The sequence below is a fragment of the Bacillus sp. GC_Bacil_1 genome (assembly GCF_026540675.1).
In the GTDB taxonomy this organism is placed as follows: Bacteria; Bacillota; Bacilli; order Bacillales; family Bacillaceae_G; genus Bacillus_A; species Bacillus_A cereus.
This window is the reverse complement of sequence record NZ_JALNUG010000017.1, coordinates 16,851-33,805: the sequence shown is the minus strand read 5'-3', so window position 1 is coordinate 33,805 and position 16,955 is coordinate 16,851. Positions and strand designations below refer to the sequence as shown.

Here is a 16,955-nt window from a genome sequence, read left to right as displayed (position 1 = left end):
TAATACAGAAATACCGCTTTTTATATAATAAAAAACACTCACAGTAGCATGAGTGTTTCATTCTTCATATTGTTTTATTGCGTTCTTCTTTTTCCCACAATTGCATCCCTTTTTCTTCACAAATCCTTGTTGTTGTAATTGTTCTTGATATGCCTGTTGTTGTGCTTGGTGTTGTTGCTGTATATGATACCACTGCTGCAGGTCATATGAATTTTGCCTTGGATTATTGCTCACAGCAAACATCTCCTCTACTGTCAATTCTGTCTATTTACTATATGAACAACTCTTTATTTCCGTTCCCTGATTCTTTTAAACTCCGCTTTTTCTCTTATTATGAAAAAATATTATTCTCCCATAAAATATCCTGTAACCGTTTCAATGATTGCTGCTGCACCTGCAATGGCTAATAATGCAAGTAACGGCTCCGCAATGATAGGAATCCAATTATATAAAACTAATAAAAAAGCACTAACCCATACACCTGTACACCAATAACAGCTTAACAATTCACCAATCCACTTTCTTAATCCTTTACCTTTTACTTTTGTAAATGTTGATACACTTCCATCCGGCTCCGTAATCTCTAATTCATCAATAAATGGTCTTCGCAAAAAGGCTGTTATTTTATCATATACAATTAAACGAGTGAGCCTAAAAGCAGCTAACGCAAAAATAAAAAATAAAAGCCAGCTTGTAAACAGCATAATTCCACCTTCCCTTATCCTCTTTCGCCTATTTAAAAAAAAAGGTCTTGAGATTGTGACCAAATCTCCTCGACTCCAATATCTTATTAATGTAAATACAAACAAGAAGATAAGGAGTGACATTAATGAGTTGTAACGAAAATAAACACCATGGCTCTTCTCATTGTGTAGTTGACGTTGTAAAATTCATCAATGAATTACAAGATTGTTCTACAACAACATGTGGATCTGGTTGTGAAATCCCATTCTTAGGTGCACACAATACTGCATCAGTAGCTAATACACGCCCTTTTATTTTATACACAAAAACTGGAGAACCTTTTGAAGCATTCGCACCATCTGCAAGCCTTACTAGCTGCCGATCTCCAATTTTCCGTGTGGAAAGCGTAGATGATGATAGCTGTGCTGTGCTACGTGTATTAACTGTAGTATTAGGTGACGGTACTCCAGTACCACCTGGTGACGATCCAATTTGTACGTTTTTAGCTGTACCAAATGCAAGATTAATATCGACAACTACTTGCCTTACTGTTGATTTAAGCTGTTTCTGTGCGATTCAATGCTTACGCGACGTTTCTATCGTAAAGTAAACTAAAAAACTATTGGGGTGGTAGAAGCATTCTACCACCTTTACATATTTAAAAGCCGGCCATACTAATCGATTGGATATCATCTATAGACAACCTAATATCTCTCATACTATTTTGCGGCATAATAGATACAATGCCATTACGATACGATATGATCGATCCAACATAAGAAACTGTAGCTGTTTTTATTCTGCACCTTACTTTCGGAATGTAATGAGGGCGGTTTAATAAAAAATGAATTTTTTCATCATTATTCATATCCTTAAATGATTTATTATACGGGACAGTTCTTACTGGCTCTTGCTGTTCTGGCTGTTCTTGCTCTGTCTGTTCTTCTTTTTCCTCTTCTTCTATTTTTTCTTCCACTTGCTGCTCTTCTTGTTGTTCTTGCTCTATTACCTCTTCCACAGCACTGCTTACAATATTTTCTTGTCTATTACTTTGCTCTTTTTGATCTTCATTTTCAAAGTTTGTCAGGATAATCCTTTTTATTTTCGGTGCAGCAAGTTCTAAACTTACTTGCGCAATATATAACAACGGTTTTCCAACTGTTGAACTTTTATTTTTATTCTTCACACTCGTCCCTCCCACTTCCATACGTAGCTGAATAAATCGTGTACTATTATAGTTATATTCATCACGTGGCAAGAACTTTCGTTAAAAATCGTTCTTTCTCAGAACAAATAAAAAGGACAATCTCAGCATTTAGAGATTGTCCTTTAAAAATTAATATTCTATTTATCCTAGGATATGATACCCTGAATCAACGTGAATGTTTTCTCCTGTTACTCCACGTGCTAAATCACTGAATAGGAATACTGCTGTATCGCCAACTTCTTCTGGAGTTGTTGTACGACGAAGTGGTGCGCGCTCCTCAATTTCTCTTAAGATTGAGTTGAAATCGCCTACACCTTTTGCAGACAACGTACGAATTGGTCCTGCAGAAATAGCGTTGACACGAATACCATGTTGACCTAAATCGTTCGCTAAATATTTCACGCTCGCTTCTAATGAAGCTTTCGCAACACCCATAACGTTATAATTTTTCACAACGCGCTCGCCGCCAAGGTATGTTAACGTTAAAATATTTCCGCCTTCTGTCATTACTTTCTTCGCTTCTCTTGCTACAGCTGTTAAAGAGAATGCACTAATATTTTGTGCAAGTAAAAATCCATCGCGAGAAGTATCTACAAATTCACCTTTTAAGTCATCGCGATTTGCAAAAGCAATACAATGTGCTACACCGTGAATAGTACCTACTTCTTGTTTAATTGTTTCAAAGCAAGCTGTAAGTTCCTCATCATTCGTTACATCACAAGGTAATACAAGTGATTCTTGTCCTTCTAATGTGTCCGCTAATTCACGAACGTTTCTTTCTAAACGTTCTCCTGCATATGTGAATATTAATTTTGCACCTGCATTATGCAAAGAGCGAGCAATTCCCCATGCAATACTTCTTTGGTTCGCAACGCCCATAACAACAAATGTTTTCCCTTGTAATAGTTCCATGATATATCCTCCCAGAAATACTTATACTTGTTATTAGTACCTGATACTATAATTATAGTACCATAAAACCGCTTAAAGGCAAACAAAAAAGTCATTAACAGAAATTTGTTAATGACTTTTGGTTTCTATAAAAAACCGCTCTAATCCTTCTTCCCAAGAAGGCATTTGTGAAAAACCATTTAATCGTAGCATGTTGTGTTGAAAAATAGAATATTTGGGCCTCGCAGCTGCAGCCCCGAATTCTTCCGTTGAAACAGGTAATACATGCACTTTCATATTTGCATACGAAAATATCTTTTGTGCAAATTCAAACCAAGAGCATGAGCCTCTGTTTGATACGTGGTATGTACCGTATAAAGAAGTATGAATGAGCTTATTAATAACCATATTTAAATCCGCCACATACGTAGGCGAGCCAACTTGATCCGCTACAACAGATATTTCATCTCTTTCTTTTCCTAATCGCATCATCGTTTTCACGAAATTTTTTCCATATTTACCATATAGCCACGATGTGCGAACGATAAAATATTTATTATGTAACTCTTTGACGAACTGCTCCCCCGCATACTTAGAGGCTCCATATATATTTATCGGCGCTGGACTATGAAATTCGTCGTATCCATCTGGTCTAGCGCCTTGAAATACATAATCAGTACTAATATAAACTAGCTTCGCCCCTACTAATTGTGAAGCAACCGCTACATTTCTAGCTCCGATTGCATTTATTCTATATGCAAGATCCTGTTCTTTCTCCGCATGATCTACTTTCGTATAGGCAGCACAATGAATAATTATATGTGGTTTTATTTCTTGTACCACTTGTTGTATTCGGGATATATTTGTCACATCTAATAACTTTTTATCAAATGGATATATATCATATTCTTCAGAGTTTAACTCTTCAAATAGTTGCTTTCCTAATTGACCGTTTGCTCCTGTTATGATAACCCTCTCTTTCATGTAACATGCCCCTTACTGGTCTTTTAGTGGTTTCCACCATTCCTTATTCTTTTCATACCATTTCACCGTCTCTTGTAATCCTTGTTCAAACGTATATTTCGGTTCCCAATCAAATTCATTCTTCATTTTCTCTGCATCAATCGCATAACGACGATCGTGCCCTAAACGATCTGTAACATATTCAATGTCTTTTTTTGTTTTTCCTAAAAGAGTAATAATTTGTTCCACAACTTCTACATTTGTTTTTTCATTATTTCCACCTATATTATATACTTCTCCTACACGTCCCTTATGCAAAACAACGTCAATCGCACTGCAATGATCCGTTACATGTAACCAATCTCTTACATTTAAACCATCACCATATAACGGTAGTTTTTTTCCTTCTAGTGCATTCGTAACCATTAATGGAATTAATTTTTCAGGATACTGGTACGGTCCATAATTGTTAGAACAACGCGTTACTATAACCGGTAATTGATATGTTTTATAGTAAGATAGAGCTATCATGTCCGCGCTCGCCTTACTTGAAGAATATGGACTATTTGGAGCTAACGGCGTTTTCTCTGTGAACTTCCCTGTTTTTCCTAAAGAGCCATACACTTCATCCGTTGATACTTGCACAAATTTTATATGCGAATATTTTTTAACTAGTTCTAATAAAGTGACCGTCCCAATTACATTTGTATCATAAAAAGGAATCGGATTTTCAATACTACGGTCCACATGTGATTCAGCTGCAAAATTTACAATCACTTGTACGTCCCGCTCTTTTATAACGTGTTCTAATAGCTCTCCATTTTGAATTTCTCCCTTTACAAAAAAGTAATTCGGGTGATTCTGAAGAGATTTTACATTATTTAAATTCCCGCTATATGTTAATGCATCGTAATTAATAATTTTATATGTTTCATAACTTTGTAGCATGTAATGAACGAAATTACTTCCAATAAATCCAGCCCCACCTGTTACTAATATATTCATAAACAACGCTCCTACTTAAAAACTATCTTCATATTCCTCTAATAATGGTAATATCTGATCCTTATCGGACAATATAGGATCGGTTACTGGCCAAGGAATTGCTAGATCTTTATCTTCCCAAAGTAATCCAGAGTCATGCTCTGCGCTATAATATTCATCTACTTTATACATAACGATAGTATGCGGGACAAGCGTGCAAAATCCATGTGCAAACCCTCTTGGCACTAGTAATTGCCGATGGTTATCTGCACTTAAAATATACCCTTTCCATTGTTTAAATGTTGGTGATTTTTTTCGTAAATCAACGATAACATCATAAATTGCCCCTTGCATAACTTGAATGAGTTTCGTTTGTGCTTTCGGTTTTTTTTGAAAGTGTAGTCCTCGAATCGTTCCAGCCTTAGCCGAATAAGATACGTTATCCTGTACAAATGAATACGTAATCCCTAATGTTTCTAGCACCTGCTTATTATAACTCTCTGAAAAAAAACCACGCTCGTCTCCAAATAACCTCGGTTCTAACAATTTTGCATCGGTAAAATTTGTTTCTATAACTTTCATATTCTCACCTATTCTCCGTTAAACTGTTTCCCAAAGTTAATATCCCGCGCTAACGTATTCGCCTTTTGAAGCGAAGCATGAGTTCCCGCATCAGTCCACCAGCCGCTCATTTCATTATAAGTAAGTACCCCTCGTTTTAAATACCAATTATTTATATCTGTAATTTCAAGTTCTCCCCGTGCCGAAGGTTTTAATTCTTTAATATAAGAAAAGACTTTCGAATCATACAAATAAATTCCCGTAACCGCATAAGAACTTTTCGGCTCTTTCGGCTTTTCTTCAATTTCAACTATTTTTCGATTTTGAATATGTGCTACGCCAAATCTTTCGGGATCTTCTACAGATTGCAATAGCACTTTCGCACCTTCTTTTTGATTTGCAAACTCTTCAACATACGGAAGAATATCATCTGAAAAAATATTATCCCCTAATATAACTACCATACGATCATTCCCGACGAAATCTTCACAAAGCCCTAACGCCTGTGCAATACCGCCTGCTTTATCTTGCACACGATACGTAAAGGACACTCCAAATTCATGACCACTTCCTAAAAAGCTAACAACATCCCCCATATGCTCTTTACCTGTAATAATCATAATATCTGTAATATCACATTGTTTTAGCTTATATACCGCATGATAAATCATCGGATACCGACCAACAGGAAGTAAATGTTTATTCGTTACTTTCGTTATTGGATATAATCTAGATCCAGTACCACCTGCTAAAATAATTCCTTTCACTTTGCATCTCTCCTTTATGATGGAGATAATATATCTTTGTAATGTTCTACAAACACTTTCCGGTACTTCTCATATGTATCCGCATCAAACTCATCCCCGTTGTAATGAATACACCATAAATTTGCTTGATTTGGGATACCGATTAAATAACCAGCCCTTTGAAACTCTAAAGACTGTGACACATCATAAAAGTGAAACCCTTGAAACAAATCTTCTCGCCACGGAATATCATACTGCGTTGCCATGAATAAACCATCAATTGCCTGAACTGACAAAAATGGTTGATTACCATAAAAAACCTGATCTAAATTTAATAATTGATAATTCTGTCTTCTATACTCAATCACTTTCCCTACTAAATTTTTTCCTTCCCACCATATCCCGTTATTCGGTAAAAACTGAGCTCCAGCGACTCCTATTAAACCAAGCTTTTCATTTTCTTTAAAAAGAGATATAAGTGTAGAAAACATGTCTCGATTAATAAGATATGTATCTTGATGTATATACACTTTGTATTTCGCTGGATATGAAAGGGCTCGGTTGTATGCACTCGCCATACTTTGTGCATCTCGTATCGGAAAAATTTGTACGACATAACCAGGGGGAACAAAAATATTTCTTATTTGGCTCTCACATTGTTTGAAAAGCTCCTCATTATTTACACAAACAACGACTAATATTGTATGATCTTTCATTTTTGTCCCCCCTTTTATTCTTCCTTATTTACATCTGACATATAGTGTTCCACAAATATTTTTCGATACTTTTCATAGTTCGTCATATTCACATCAAAATGATAATGGATACACCAAGCATCGCGCTGTACAGGTACACCAACTGTATATCCTGCTTTTTTAAATTCAAACGATTGAGATACATCATAAAAATCAAATCCGTCAAATAAGTCTTCTCGCCACGGAACATCATATTGTGTCGCCATTAATAAACCATCAATACATTCTACAGGAATAAATGTTTTTGATTCATGATACGGTTGTTCTAAACTTGCCATATAAAACAAATCATTCATATAACCAATGACCTTCCCTACAATTCCACGCCCTTCGTTCCATACACCAGTCGGAGGAACATATTGCGCTCCAACCATCCCAATCATCCCAAGGTGTTCATGTTCCTCAAATAATTGAAGTAATCCGTATAAAAAAGCCCTATTTATAATAAAAACATCTTGATGTAAATAAACTTTATACTTCGCAGGATGCGAAATGGCTTGATTGTATCCACTCGTCATACTTTTCGCATTTCGAATCGGCATAAATTGGACAATATATCCTGGCGGTACTAACAATTGCAATATATGTCGCACGCAGTTTGCATACAATTTCCGATCATTTATACATGTAACAAATAATATTGTTTTGTCTGCAGCACTCATAATTGTGATTTTTCAGCTTCAATAATATACTGAAATACAACTGTCTCAGCCATGAAGCCACTTCCAAGACGATATTTTTTACAAATTCCATATAACTCCTCAATAAGTGGTTCATACATTTTATGATCAACATATACACGATCTACTTTACTAATTGAATATCCTGCTTTTAAAAACATTCTTAGCATTTCATTGAATGTAAAGAAACGAATATGTGTTTTATCTAATAAACCATATTCTGTATACGTCCAATTTCCAGCAAGTAAGGGAGCTAATACTGAAATATGAGCAACGTTTGGTATACTTGCTAAAATCACACCATTTTGCTTTATATATGGCTTTACTTTTTCTATTACAGCCCACGGATCAAATAAATGCTCTAATACATCCCCAAATATGACGCAATCAAATTGCCCCTCCTCATAAGGAAGATCTATTTTTTCTATATCCCCTAAAATAACATGATCTAGTCTTTCTTTCGCTTTTTCTGCCGCCTCTGGAAATGCCTCAATTCCTGATACACGTGTACCATTTTCTTTAATAGCCGCTCCCAATGCACCGCTCGAGCAACCAATATCAAGAACTTCTTTCCATTCCTTTTTTATATGCTTTAATAAATTCGGATTCGCTGCATTATAATAATGCTCGGATTTTTCTTCATATAAAGAACTTTTTTCGCGATTCATTTCACACACTCCTTATGCAAATTGAATTAGAAATATAAATCTCATATGAATTCTATAAAGTGCAGATTTTGTTCATCCTCCACTGATTATTAGCCCACAAATAGCAGTATAAAATCTTTTATCTATATTGGTTACGTTACCGATACTCTAATATATAACCAATCTATTAGAGTTAGAATAAAGATACATCATTTCTAAGAAACGAAACCTATTACACTTTATACGGTTTATCAAAAACCCCCCGAAAATATTTACGGTTATATTCAATTGCAGCATTATTCGGAACATAAGAAGCTGCTAATTCATTGTAATAATACGCTTTATCCTGCTCTCCTAACCTGCTATAACAAATACACATTTGTAAATAGGGTAGCCATGTGTAGCTAGCTGGACTATGGAAAGGACTTTCCGTTGCCATCGGTACTTCCGTTGCAAGTTTAAACCAAAATATCGCTTCATTATATTTTTCTTGTTCCATATATATATATCCTATTCTTGTACAATTCTCTCCTCTAGGGACGTCATACCGAAACGACTTCACACAAGATTCGATTGCCTTCTCCCACATTCCGAGCTTCGCATAGCAATCTCCTAGCTTACCACATGCATAAATTTTTTCTTCATACCATCCTTCGTCTTGATTAAGAAATGTTTCATATAGAAGAACTGCATCATCATATTTTTGGTTATCCGTAGATTCATTTGCGTAATAAAATAAATCTCTCGGACTCAATTCTTCACCTGCAGCTACAGTATTTTGAAAAATTTTCAAATTACGATCTGTTACTTTTTTTTCTTTTTTATGTGTAATAGCAACATTACTACTAAAAACCTCACCAGAAATAGCCAAATACTCATGAACCTTTCCAAACCATTGAAATTGTTTTTCACGCTTTACAAGTCGATTTCTTTTTGTACAATATAAAGGTTTCCCGTTAGAATCCATTGCAAGGTGATAAGGCATCGAAACAGCATCAATTTTAGGATCTAATTCTCTTTTTAAAAGTTTCAATGCTTCTTGAGCATCTTCTAATAATACGTCATCTGCATCTAGCCACAATATATACTCTTGCGTCGCTTTTGAAAAAGAAAAATTTCTTGCTGCTGCAAAATCATCAATCCACTGGAAATCATATATGTTAGAAGTGTATTTCTCTACGATTTCTTTCGTTCGATCGACGGAACCTGTATCAACTACTATAATTTCATCCACAATTTTTTCAACTGTTTCTAAACAACGGGCTATTGTCTCCTCCTCATCTCGAACAATCATACATAAACTAATTGTAATTCCTTGCTTGTTCAACATAATCACCCTCTTCCAAATCAATCATATGTTATACATATACTAAACTTTCCATTTTTTTAAATTGTTCAAGTAGTTTAAGATTTCTTTTCAATAATTCAAATGTCCGTGTCATTTTCTTTCGGTTTTGCATCTACTATATAATGAACGCTTTATGGAGGTGAATTTATGTCAAATAATAATTATTCAAATGGATTAAATCCCGATGAATCTTTATCAGCTAGTGCATTTGACCCTAATCTTGTAGGACCTACATTACCACCGATACCACCGTTTACCCTTCCGACTGGGCCAACCGGGCCTACTGGACCGACTGGACCTACCGGGCCTACTGTACCTACCGGGCCTACTGGACCGACTGGACCTACGGGGCCTACTGGACCTACGGGGCCTACTGGACCTACTGGACCTACTGGACCTACTGGTGTCACTGGGACTACTGGACCTACGGGGCCTACTGGTGACACTGGGGCTACTGGACCTACGGGGCCTACTGGTGACACTGGGGCTACTGGACCTACGGGGCCTACTGGTGACACTGGGGCTACTGGACCTACGGGGCCTACTGGTGACACTGGAGCTACTGGACCTACGGGGCCTACTGGGGCTACTGGACCGACTGGACCGACTGGACCATCCGGACTAGGACTTCCAGCAGGATTGTATGCATTTAACTCCGCTGGAATTTCTTTAGATCTTGGACTTAATGCTCCAGTACCATTTAATACTGTTGGATCTCAGTTTGGTACAGCAATTTCTCAATTAGATGCTGATACTTTCGTTATTGCTGAAACTGGATTCTATAAAATCACTGTTATCGTATATACTGCGGCAATAAGTGTATTAGGGGGGCTTACAATCCAAGTAAATGGGGTATCTGTACCAGGTACTGGGGCTACTTTAATCTCAGTTGGAGCACCTATCGTTGTTCAAGCAATTACGCAAATTACGACAACTCCATCATTAGTTGAAGTAATCGTTACAGGACTTGGGCTATCATTAGCTCTTGGTACAAATGCATCTATTATTATTGAAAAAGTTGCTTAATTTTTTACTTAGCAGTAAAACTGTTATCAGTTTTACTGCTTTTTCAATTTTAAATTCAATCATGAAACATTCGCTATCTACATAATCATATTGTTGTATGACATTTTGCAGGAGGCACAAATATGGAAAGTAAATCTGCTGTTCAGCTTTATCTCGAATTGCTAAAGAAGACAATTTTATTTGAAATATGGTTGGAATATGAGGCATACTTACCCGCATCTCTACATATTTCGAAAGAACTAGAATTCGAACCAGTTACAGTCCCCCTCCCTTTATTCATTAAGCAATATGCTGAAAACCATAACTTAAAAATTGTAAAACCAAATGTTTCAAAAAGTGAACGTCATGATGGAATGGATTGGCCAAGAGCAGCACATAGCATGATTGGTCGAGAACGTATGAACCAATTACAAGAGGCAATGGAAACCGTTGTTCATGAAAATATAGAAGGAGATTTTATTGAAACAGGTGTATGGCGCGGAGGATCATGCATTTTTATGAATGGTTTTTTACAAGCAAACAACATTACGAATCGTAATGTGTGGGTCGCAGATTCATTTGAAGGTTTGCCAGCACCGAATCTAGAACAATATCCAAAAGATTACGGTGATTATTTACACACATTCGATTACTTACGCGTCTCTTTAGAACAAGTACAAGAGAATTTCAAAAAATATGATTTACTAAATGATCAAGTGAAATTTTTAAAAGGCTGGTTTAAAGATACTTTACCAACAGCACCAATTGAAAAAATAGCAATTGCACGGCTTGATGGTGATATGTACGAATCTACAATGGATGGTCTCGTGAACTTATATGATAAAGTTTCTAAAGGTGGCTATATAATTATCGATGACTACGGGCTACCGCCATGCGCTGAGGCTGTGACAGACTTTAGAAATCAACGGAATTTAAAAGCCCCTATTACTAAAATTGATGTATTTGGCGTTTATTGGAGAAAAGAATAAAAAAAGATTTAATCTATAGGAGATTCCATTTCTACTCATCCTTCTCTCACTTCTAATCCAATTAAGTATTCTTTTTCGGAATCTCCTTACATATAACAATGGTTTTCCTGTGTTCTCTCACTACAAATTGAAAATTTTATTAATAGATTTACTGCATCTTCTCATACAAGAAAGGGGTATACTCATGAGCGAACTTAACAAAGAAATGACTTTACTCCCCCCTCCTGAACTCGTCCAGTATGTAGGTGGCGACTTCAAAAAAGTTGGAAAAGAGTTCCTAAAGCATTTTATTCAAATTGGCGCTTTAAAATCAAATGAAAAAGTATTAGATGTAGGCTGCGGCGTCGGCCGAATGGCTGTACCATTATTGAATTACTTAAATGATGATGGAGCGTATTATGGATTTGATTTGTTTAAAGATGGAATTATTTGGTGTCAAAATAACATTTCAACTATGCGTAATAATTTTCACTTTGAACATGTTGACATATACAATCAATTCTATAATCCAGAAGGAACAGAAGATGCCTCTCAATATCGTTTTCCCTATGAAGATGGGACATTCGATTTTATCTTTTTAACTTCTGTATTTACACATCTTCTCCCAAAAGAATTAGAACATTACGTATCTGAAATTGTACGTGTATTAAAAAAAGACGGGAGATGTTTCATTACATTCTTTCTAATAAATCCTGAATCGTCCTATTATTTAAATGCAGGACAAAGTACATTAGGTTTTTATCATCGAATTGAAAATTGCTACGTTGTGAATAAAGATATTCCAAATTTTGCAGTTGCTTATCCTGAGACAGATATTTGCAATCTATTGAATAAGTACGGCCTAGAAATAATCAATAAGCCGCATTACGGTTTATGGTGCGGCAGACATGAATATACAAGTTACCAAGATATTGTTCTTACAAAAAAAAACTTCTGAAAGGAAGTTATGTATGATGAATGAAAAAAATCTACCTCTCGTTTCCATCCTTATTCCCACTTATAATCGGCCTCATTATTTTAAAATTGCTCTAGAAAGTGCATTGGCACAAACTTATTCAAATATTGAAATCATTATCGGAGATGATAGTACAAATGATGAAACAGCAACTTTAATACGCGAACAATACTTACCAAATTATAAAAATATAACATACATTCGAAATATCCCTACTCTAGGACAATTTCACAATGACCTTATGCTCATAGAAAAATCAAATGGTGAGTATATAAATTTTTTAATGGACGATGACGTGTTTTATAAGCATAAAATACAAAAAATGATGACCTATTTTGAGCAAGATCCCAATAAAAATCTTGCTCTTGTTACTTCTTATCGAGTACGTATTGATGATCATGGAAATCTAATAGGTGATTCCCATCCAACACAAAGGTTATATAGTGAAGACACTCCATTAAACGGGATATTTTTAGGTAATTGGATGTTAAAGGGCGGGCACAATATTATCGGTGAGCCTACAACTACTTTGTTCCGAAAAGAATTGCTCACTGATCCTTTTGGTACTCTTAAAGAGCGACAATATTCTTGTAGTGTTGATATGGCCTCATGGATTTCTTTACTTTCTAAAGGAAATGCAATATACATTTCTGAGCCTTTAAGTCAATTTCGCTACCATGCTGGACAACAAATACACAATAAGCTCCTTCAAGGTTGTGAAGATTTCACACACCTCGTTATAACAGCAAAAGAATATGGCTTTTTACAAAATACTACGGACTATAGAGCAGCTCTACTTAGTGCTTACCAATGGTGTAAAAGTTCCTTAAAATACTATCTTCATCAACTAGATATTTTTCCTGACGCACATGTACGTCTTTCCCATTGTTTGGATATAATTATTAAAGAGTTAAACAATTAAATTACTCTGCAAAATTAAAAGTGTATGGGCTATATGCGAATCATTCGTATAGTTCATACATTCTTTCTCATACTATAAAATCCATTACTATAAAGAGCATTAGAAAGGAATACCTACATTGAAAGATCCAAATTCTCAATATCAAATAGACTACGTATTACTATTTATTTTATTTGCCATTGGGATTGTTAGTTGTTGTGCTATTGCAAGTGCGCAAGCCTCTTTACCGCCATTTTTACAAAACGTCAATTTTGTACTAAAGCAAATCCAATGGTATTTCATTGGATTTATAGCCATTGGTGTTATTATGATTATCGATTTCGATCGTTATCAAAAAATTGCTTGGTATTTGTATAGCTTTGCAATGGTACTACTTATTGGACTAGAACTTCAAGTACCAGGTGCCGTTACAATTAAAGGCGCTACCGCTTGGTACAGGCTCCCAGGCATCGGGAATTTTCAGCCTTCTGAAATTATGAAATTGTTTTTAATTATCGTCATTGGAAGAATTATAGCAAATCATAATGAGAAATATTTTCCCCGAACAATGCGTGATGATTTTTTATTACTTGGAAAAATATTTGCGACAAGCTTGCCACCACTACTACTTATTGCAAAAGAACCAGATTTAGGAAACACAATGGTCATTTCAGCGATGCTTGCAGCAATGATACTAGTTTCTGGCATACGATGGCGTTTTATTTTCGGATTAGTTTCAGGTACTTTCGTTGCTGGATCTACATTAATATATATTTTTTTTACTCACACAGATTTCTTTAAAGCACACATTTTAAAAGAATATCAATTAAATCGCTTCTACGGATGGTTAGCACCTTACAAATATGATGCACAAGGCTATCAATTAAGACAAGCATTCTTAGCGACTGGATCCGGAGAAATGCAAGGAAAAGGGTGGGAAAATGGACAAGTATATTTTCCAGAACCACATACAGATTTTATTTTCACTAATGTCGCTGAACAATTTGGATTTCTAGGCGCAAGTGTCATTATTTCTCTTTTTTTCTTACTCATTTTTCGAATGATTCATATTGCTTTAGAAAGTAATGACCCCTTCGGTAGTTACATTTGCGCTGGTACAATCGGAATGTTTACTTTCCAAGTATTCCAAAATATCGGGATGACAATCGGATTACTTCCCATTACAGGGATAACATTACCTCTTATGAGTTACGGAGGAAGTTCACTGCTTACATACATGATTGCGATTGGATTCATTTTAAATGTTCGCTCAAGAACGAAAATCTTTATGTTTAAATGAACAACACAAAAACGCTATATTTTTATCTCTATCCTTTTTTAGATATACTAATGAAAAATACGATGGAGGTTTAAATATGAAATATGACATTATAGGAGATATTCATGGATGCTTCCAAGAGTTTCAAAATTTAACAGAGAAGCTAGGATATAACTGGAGTAGCGGTCTACCGGTTCACCCTGACCAACGTAAACTTGCATTCGTTGGCGATATTACAGACCGTGGTCCTCATTCATTACGTATGATTGAAATTGTATGGGAACTTGTCATACATAGAAAAGAAGCTTATTACGCTCCTGGAAATCACTGTAATAAACTATATCGATTTTTCCTTGGGCGTAATGTAACAGTCGCTCACGGACTTGAAACAACTGTTGCTGAATATGAGGCACTTCCTTCTCATAAGCAAAACATTATAAAAGAAAAGTTTATCACTCTTTATGAACAATCACCGCTCTACCACATACTAGATGAAAAAAGAGTAATCGTATGTCACGCTGGGATTCGGCAAGATTACATAGGAAGACGAGATAAAAAAGTACAAACCTTTGTATTATATGGCGATATTACAGGAGAAAAGCATGCCGATGGCTCACCTGTCCGTCGCGATTGGGCGCAAGAGTACAAGGGGCAAGCTTGGATTGTATATGGACATACACCAGTAGCAGAACCTCGATTCGTCAATCAGACAGTCAATATTGATACTGGTGCTGTATTTGGTGGCAAATTAACCGGATTACGTTATCCTGAAATGGAGACTATCTCTGTCCCTTCTTCGTTACCTTTTGTCGCTGAGAAATTCCGTCCAATTTCATAACTACCTTACTTAGCATTATTTAGGCAGATTTCATATAAAACTAGGTAAAGTAATTAAAAAAAGATGCAATAAAGTGCATCTTTTTTTAATTACCCTACATATAATGTCGCAGGAGGTGACAGAATGAAGAAAAAATCTTCTAAACAAAAAAGAAAATTTCCCCCTTTATATCTGCCCATGTACGGAATTAACAACTGGTGTAGTATTCGGGCTGCAGCGATAGAAGAACTGGAAGAACAAGAGTCATCAAAAAAAAGCAAAGTAAAACCAACATATGTCTCTTTAGAAAATGCTGTGATGAGCCGCATAATCGATCGTAAAAAAATAAAGATGAAACAAAAAAATAAACAGCTCTCAAATCAAGATGAACAGGTACTACATTCTAACCAAACAGAAGAAAAGGCCGAAGAAAATATTTCTGTAGCAATAAATAAAAAAGTGGAACCAGAAATTCCAGCTGCTATTATAAACAAAGTAAAAAAAATAAAAGAGGCATTGGCTTCATCGAATGATATACAAACTGAAAAACCACTCATAATTGAGACACCTACACCTGAAAATACAAAAGTTAAAAGGGGCGGCCGATATGCATATGCGGAGGGGCTTCACTCTCATGCGGAGGGCATGGCAGCACATGCGGAAGGCTTATTAACACACGCAAAAGGTTCTTTCTCTCATGCAGAAGGATCAAACTCAAAAGCAACCGGACATAGTTCGCATAGTGAGGGAAGTGAAACGACAGCAAGCGGTGCTTATTCTCATGCGGAGGGTAAACAGACGATTGCTTTAGGCGAAGCAGCACACGCAGAAGGAACCGCAACTATCGCTAACGGATCCTCTTCTCATGCGGAAGGTCATCATACATCAACAGCTCATTTTGCAGGTAGCCATATTATGGGGCGCTTCGGCACTGCAGAAGAAGCTTATTCTTGGTTTATTGCAAATGGTGTAAACGACACCGACCATAATATCGGGGCTAAATGGCTCGCCCATAATGGAGAAATGTACATTGAGGGCGCGTCTTACAATGCAAGCGGAACGGATTTTGCACAAATGTTTGAAACAGAAGGTCATAAACCTATTGATGTCGGTTATTTCGTTGCATTTAGTAGCGAAGAAAAAATTCGGATAGCTACTTCACACGATTCTTTCATTTTAGGAATATCTAGTGCAACCCCTGCACTTATAGGAAATAGCGGGGCTTTAAGTTGGCAAAAACGCTATAAAACAGATAACTTTGGAAAACGCCAATATGTATGGACGGAAACAGAAGAAATACAACCTCTTTTAAATACAGAATGGGATCCAGCTTGCAAATATGTAGCAAGAAAAGATCGCGCCGAGTGGCTTCCTGTCGGATTAATTGGACAAATGTTAGTACGTGATGACGGCACTTGCGAAGCACATGGATATTGTCGTCCAAATGACAATGGCATTGCTACAAAAGCCGAAAGTGGATTTTTCGTTATAAAGCGTACGGGTGAAAACCAAATTTTAATATTATTCCGCTAAGAAAAAAGGG

20 protein-coding genes are annotated in these 16,955 nt (G+C 36.1%); 8 read left to right on the top strand and 12 right to left on the bottom strand.

Annotated elements, in window-relative coordinates; translation table 11 throughout:
* Positions 1-57: 57 nt before the first annotated feature.
* Positions 58-243, bottom strand: coding sequence for a hypothetical protein (locus OXT04_RS22620; protein WP_023521433.1), 186 nt, complete (start codon positions 241-243; stop codon positions 58-60).
* A gap of 101 nt (positions 244-344) precedes the next feature.
* Positions 345-704, bottom strand: coding sequence for a DUF1360 domain-containing protein (locus tag OXT04_RS22615; RefSeq protein WP_000899660.1), 360 nt, complete (start codon positions 702-704; stop codon positions 345-347).
* A gap of 125 nt (positions 705-829) precedes the next feature.
* On the opposite strand from OXT04_RS22615, the gene exsY reads away from it, so the two are divergent.
* The gene (gene exsY, locus OXT04_RS22610; protein ID WP_001277739.1) at positions 830-1,294 is read left to right on the top strand and encodes an exosporium assembly protein ExsY; all 465 of its coding nucleotides are present in this window, start codon (positions 830-832) and stop codon (positions 1,292-1,294) included.
* 48 nt (positions 1,295-1,342) lie between these two features.
* Here exsY and OXT04_RS22605 read toward each other — a convergent pair whose 3' ends face one another.
* From OXT04_RS22605 to OXT04_RS22560, 10 genes are all read right to left on the bottom strand, one after another.
* Positions 1,343-1,891 (bottom strand): spore coat CotO family protein, encoded by a 549-nt coding sequence (locus OXT04_RS22605; RefSeq protein WP_081366311.1) that lies wholly within the window; start codon positions 1,889-1,891, stop codon positions 1,343-1,345.
* A 141-nt stretch (positions 1,892-2,032) separates the two neighbouring features.
* A complete protein-coding gene (fabI, locus tag OXT04_RS22600) occupies positions 2,033-2,803 on the bottom strand; it encodes an enoyl-ACP reductase FabI (protein ID WP_000421885.1) in 771 nt (256 codons plus the stop codon).
* 108 nt (positions 2,804-2,911) lie between these two features.
* Positions 2,912-3,766, bottom strand: a complete 855-nt coding sequence (rfbD, locus tag OXT04_RS22595) for a dTDP-4-dehydrorhamnose reductase (RefSeq protein WP_110496190.1) — start codon at positions 3,764-3,766, stop codon at positions 2,912-2,914.
* Positions 3,767-3,778: 12 nt separating this feature from the next.
* Positions 3,779-4,750: a dTDP-glucose 4,6-dehydratase gene (gene rfbB, locus OXT04_RS22590; protein WP_001024177.1), complete on the bottom strand. Its 972-nt coding sequence runs from the start codon at positions 4,748-4,750 to the stop codon at positions 3,779-3,781.
* 15 nt (positions 4,751-4,765) lie between these two features.
* Positions 4,766-5,311 carry a dTDP-4-dehydrorhamnose 3,5-epimerase gene (gene rfbC / locus OXT04_RS22585; RefSeq protein WP_000864165.1) on the bottom strand — a complete coding sequence of 182 codons (546 nt, stop codon included), beginning with the start codon at positions 5,309-5,311 and terminating at the stop codon, positions 4,766-4,768.
* 8 nt (positions 5,312-5,319) lie between these two features.
* Positions 5,320-6,057 carry a sugar phosphate nucleotidyltransferase gene (locus tag OXT04_RS22580; protein ID WP_000676160.1) on the bottom strand — a complete coding sequence of 246 codons (738 nt, stop codon included), beginning with the start codon at positions 6,055-6,057 and terminating at the stop codon, positions 5,320-5,322.
* Between the two features lie 14 nt (positions 6,058-6,071).
* Positions 6,072-6,752: a glycosyltransferase family protein gene (locus OXT04_RS22575; protein ID WP_000651524.1), complete on the bottom strand. Its 681-nt coding sequence runs from the start codon at positions 6,750-6,752 to the stop codon at positions 6,072-6,074.
* A gap of 14 nt (positions 6,753-6,766) precedes the next feature.
* On the bottom strand, positions 6,767-7,453 hold the full coding sequence (locus OXT04_RS22570; protein ID WP_001271183.1) for a glycosyltransferase family protein: 687 nt from the start codon (positions 7,451-7,453) through the stop codon (positions 6,767-6,769).
* On the bottom strand, positions 7,450-8,139 hold the full coding sequence (locus tag OXT04_RS22565; protein WP_001078430.1) for a class I SAM-dependent methyltransferase: 690 nt from the start codon (positions 8,137-8,139) through the stop codon (positions 7,450-7,452). The genes OXT04_RS22570 and OXT04_RS22565 overlap by 4 nt, the downstream gene beginning before the upstream one ends.
* 211 nt (positions 8,140-8,350) lie before the next feature.
* The gene (locus tag OXT04_RS22560) at positions 8,351-9,448 is read right to left on the bottom strand and encodes a glycosyltransferase (protein ID WP_090975820.1); all 1,098 of its coding nucleotides are present in this window, start codon (positions 9,446-9,448) and stop codon (positions 8,351-8,353) included.
* 165 nt (positions 9,449-9,613) lie between these two features.
* Between OXT04_RS22560 and OXT04_RS22555 the strand changes: the two genes are divergently transcribed.
* The 7 genes from OXT04_RS22555 to OXT04_RS22525 all read left to right on the top strand — a co-directional run bounded on the left by OXT04_RS22555 (position 9,614) and on the right by OXT04_RS22525 (position 16,945).
* Positions 9,614-10,492, top strand: a complete 879-nt coding sequence (locus tag OXT04_RS22555; protein ID WP_267417741.1) for a BclA C-terminal domain-containing protein — start codon at positions 9,614-9,616, stop codon at positions 10,490-10,492.
* Positions 10,493-10,614: 122 nt separating this feature from the next.
* Complete coding sequence (locus tag OXT04_RS22550) at positions 10,615-11,460, top strand: TylF/MycF family methyltransferase (protein ID WP_267417739.1); 846 nt, start codon at positions 10,615-10,617, stop codon at positions 11,458-11,460.
* 184 nt (positions 11,461-11,644) lie between these two features.
* Positions 11,645-12,397 (top strand): class I SAM-dependent methyltransferase, encoded by a 753-nt coding sequence (locus OXT04_RS22545; RefSeq protein WP_065228468.1) that lies wholly within the window; start codon positions 11,645-11,647, stop codon positions 12,395-12,397.
* A gap of 13 nt (positions 12,398-12,410) precedes the next feature.
* On the top strand, positions 12,411-13,337 hold the full coding sequence (locus tag OXT04_RS22540; RefSeq protein WP_065228475.1) for a glycosyltransferase family 2 protein: 927 nt from the start codon (positions 12,411-12,413) through the stop codon (positions 13,335-13,337).
* 118 nt (positions 13,338-13,455) lie between these two features.
* Positions 13,456-14,616: an FtsW/RodA/SpoVE family cell cycle protein gene (locus OXT04_RS22535; protein WP_000654698.1), complete on the top strand. Its 1,161-nt coding sequence runs from the start codon at positions 13,456-13,458 to the stop codon at positions 14,614-14,616.
* Between the two features lie 76 nt (positions 14,617-14,692).
* Positions 14,693-15,433, top strand: a complete 741-nt coding sequence (prpE, locus tag OXT04_RS22530; RefSeq protein ID WP_000872702.1) for a bis(5'-nucleosyl)-tetraphosphatase PrpE — start codon at positions 14,693-14,695, stop codon at positions 15,431-15,433.
* A gap of 123 nt (positions 15,434-15,556) precedes the next feature.
* Positions 15,557-16,945 (top strand): peptidase G2 autoproteolytic cleavage domain-containing protein, encoded by a 1,389-nt coding sequence (locus OXT04_RS22525; protein ID WP_090975815.1) that lies wholly within the window; start codon positions 15,557-15,559, stop codon positions 16,943-16,945.
* Positions 16,946-16,955: the final 10 nt, after the last annotated feature.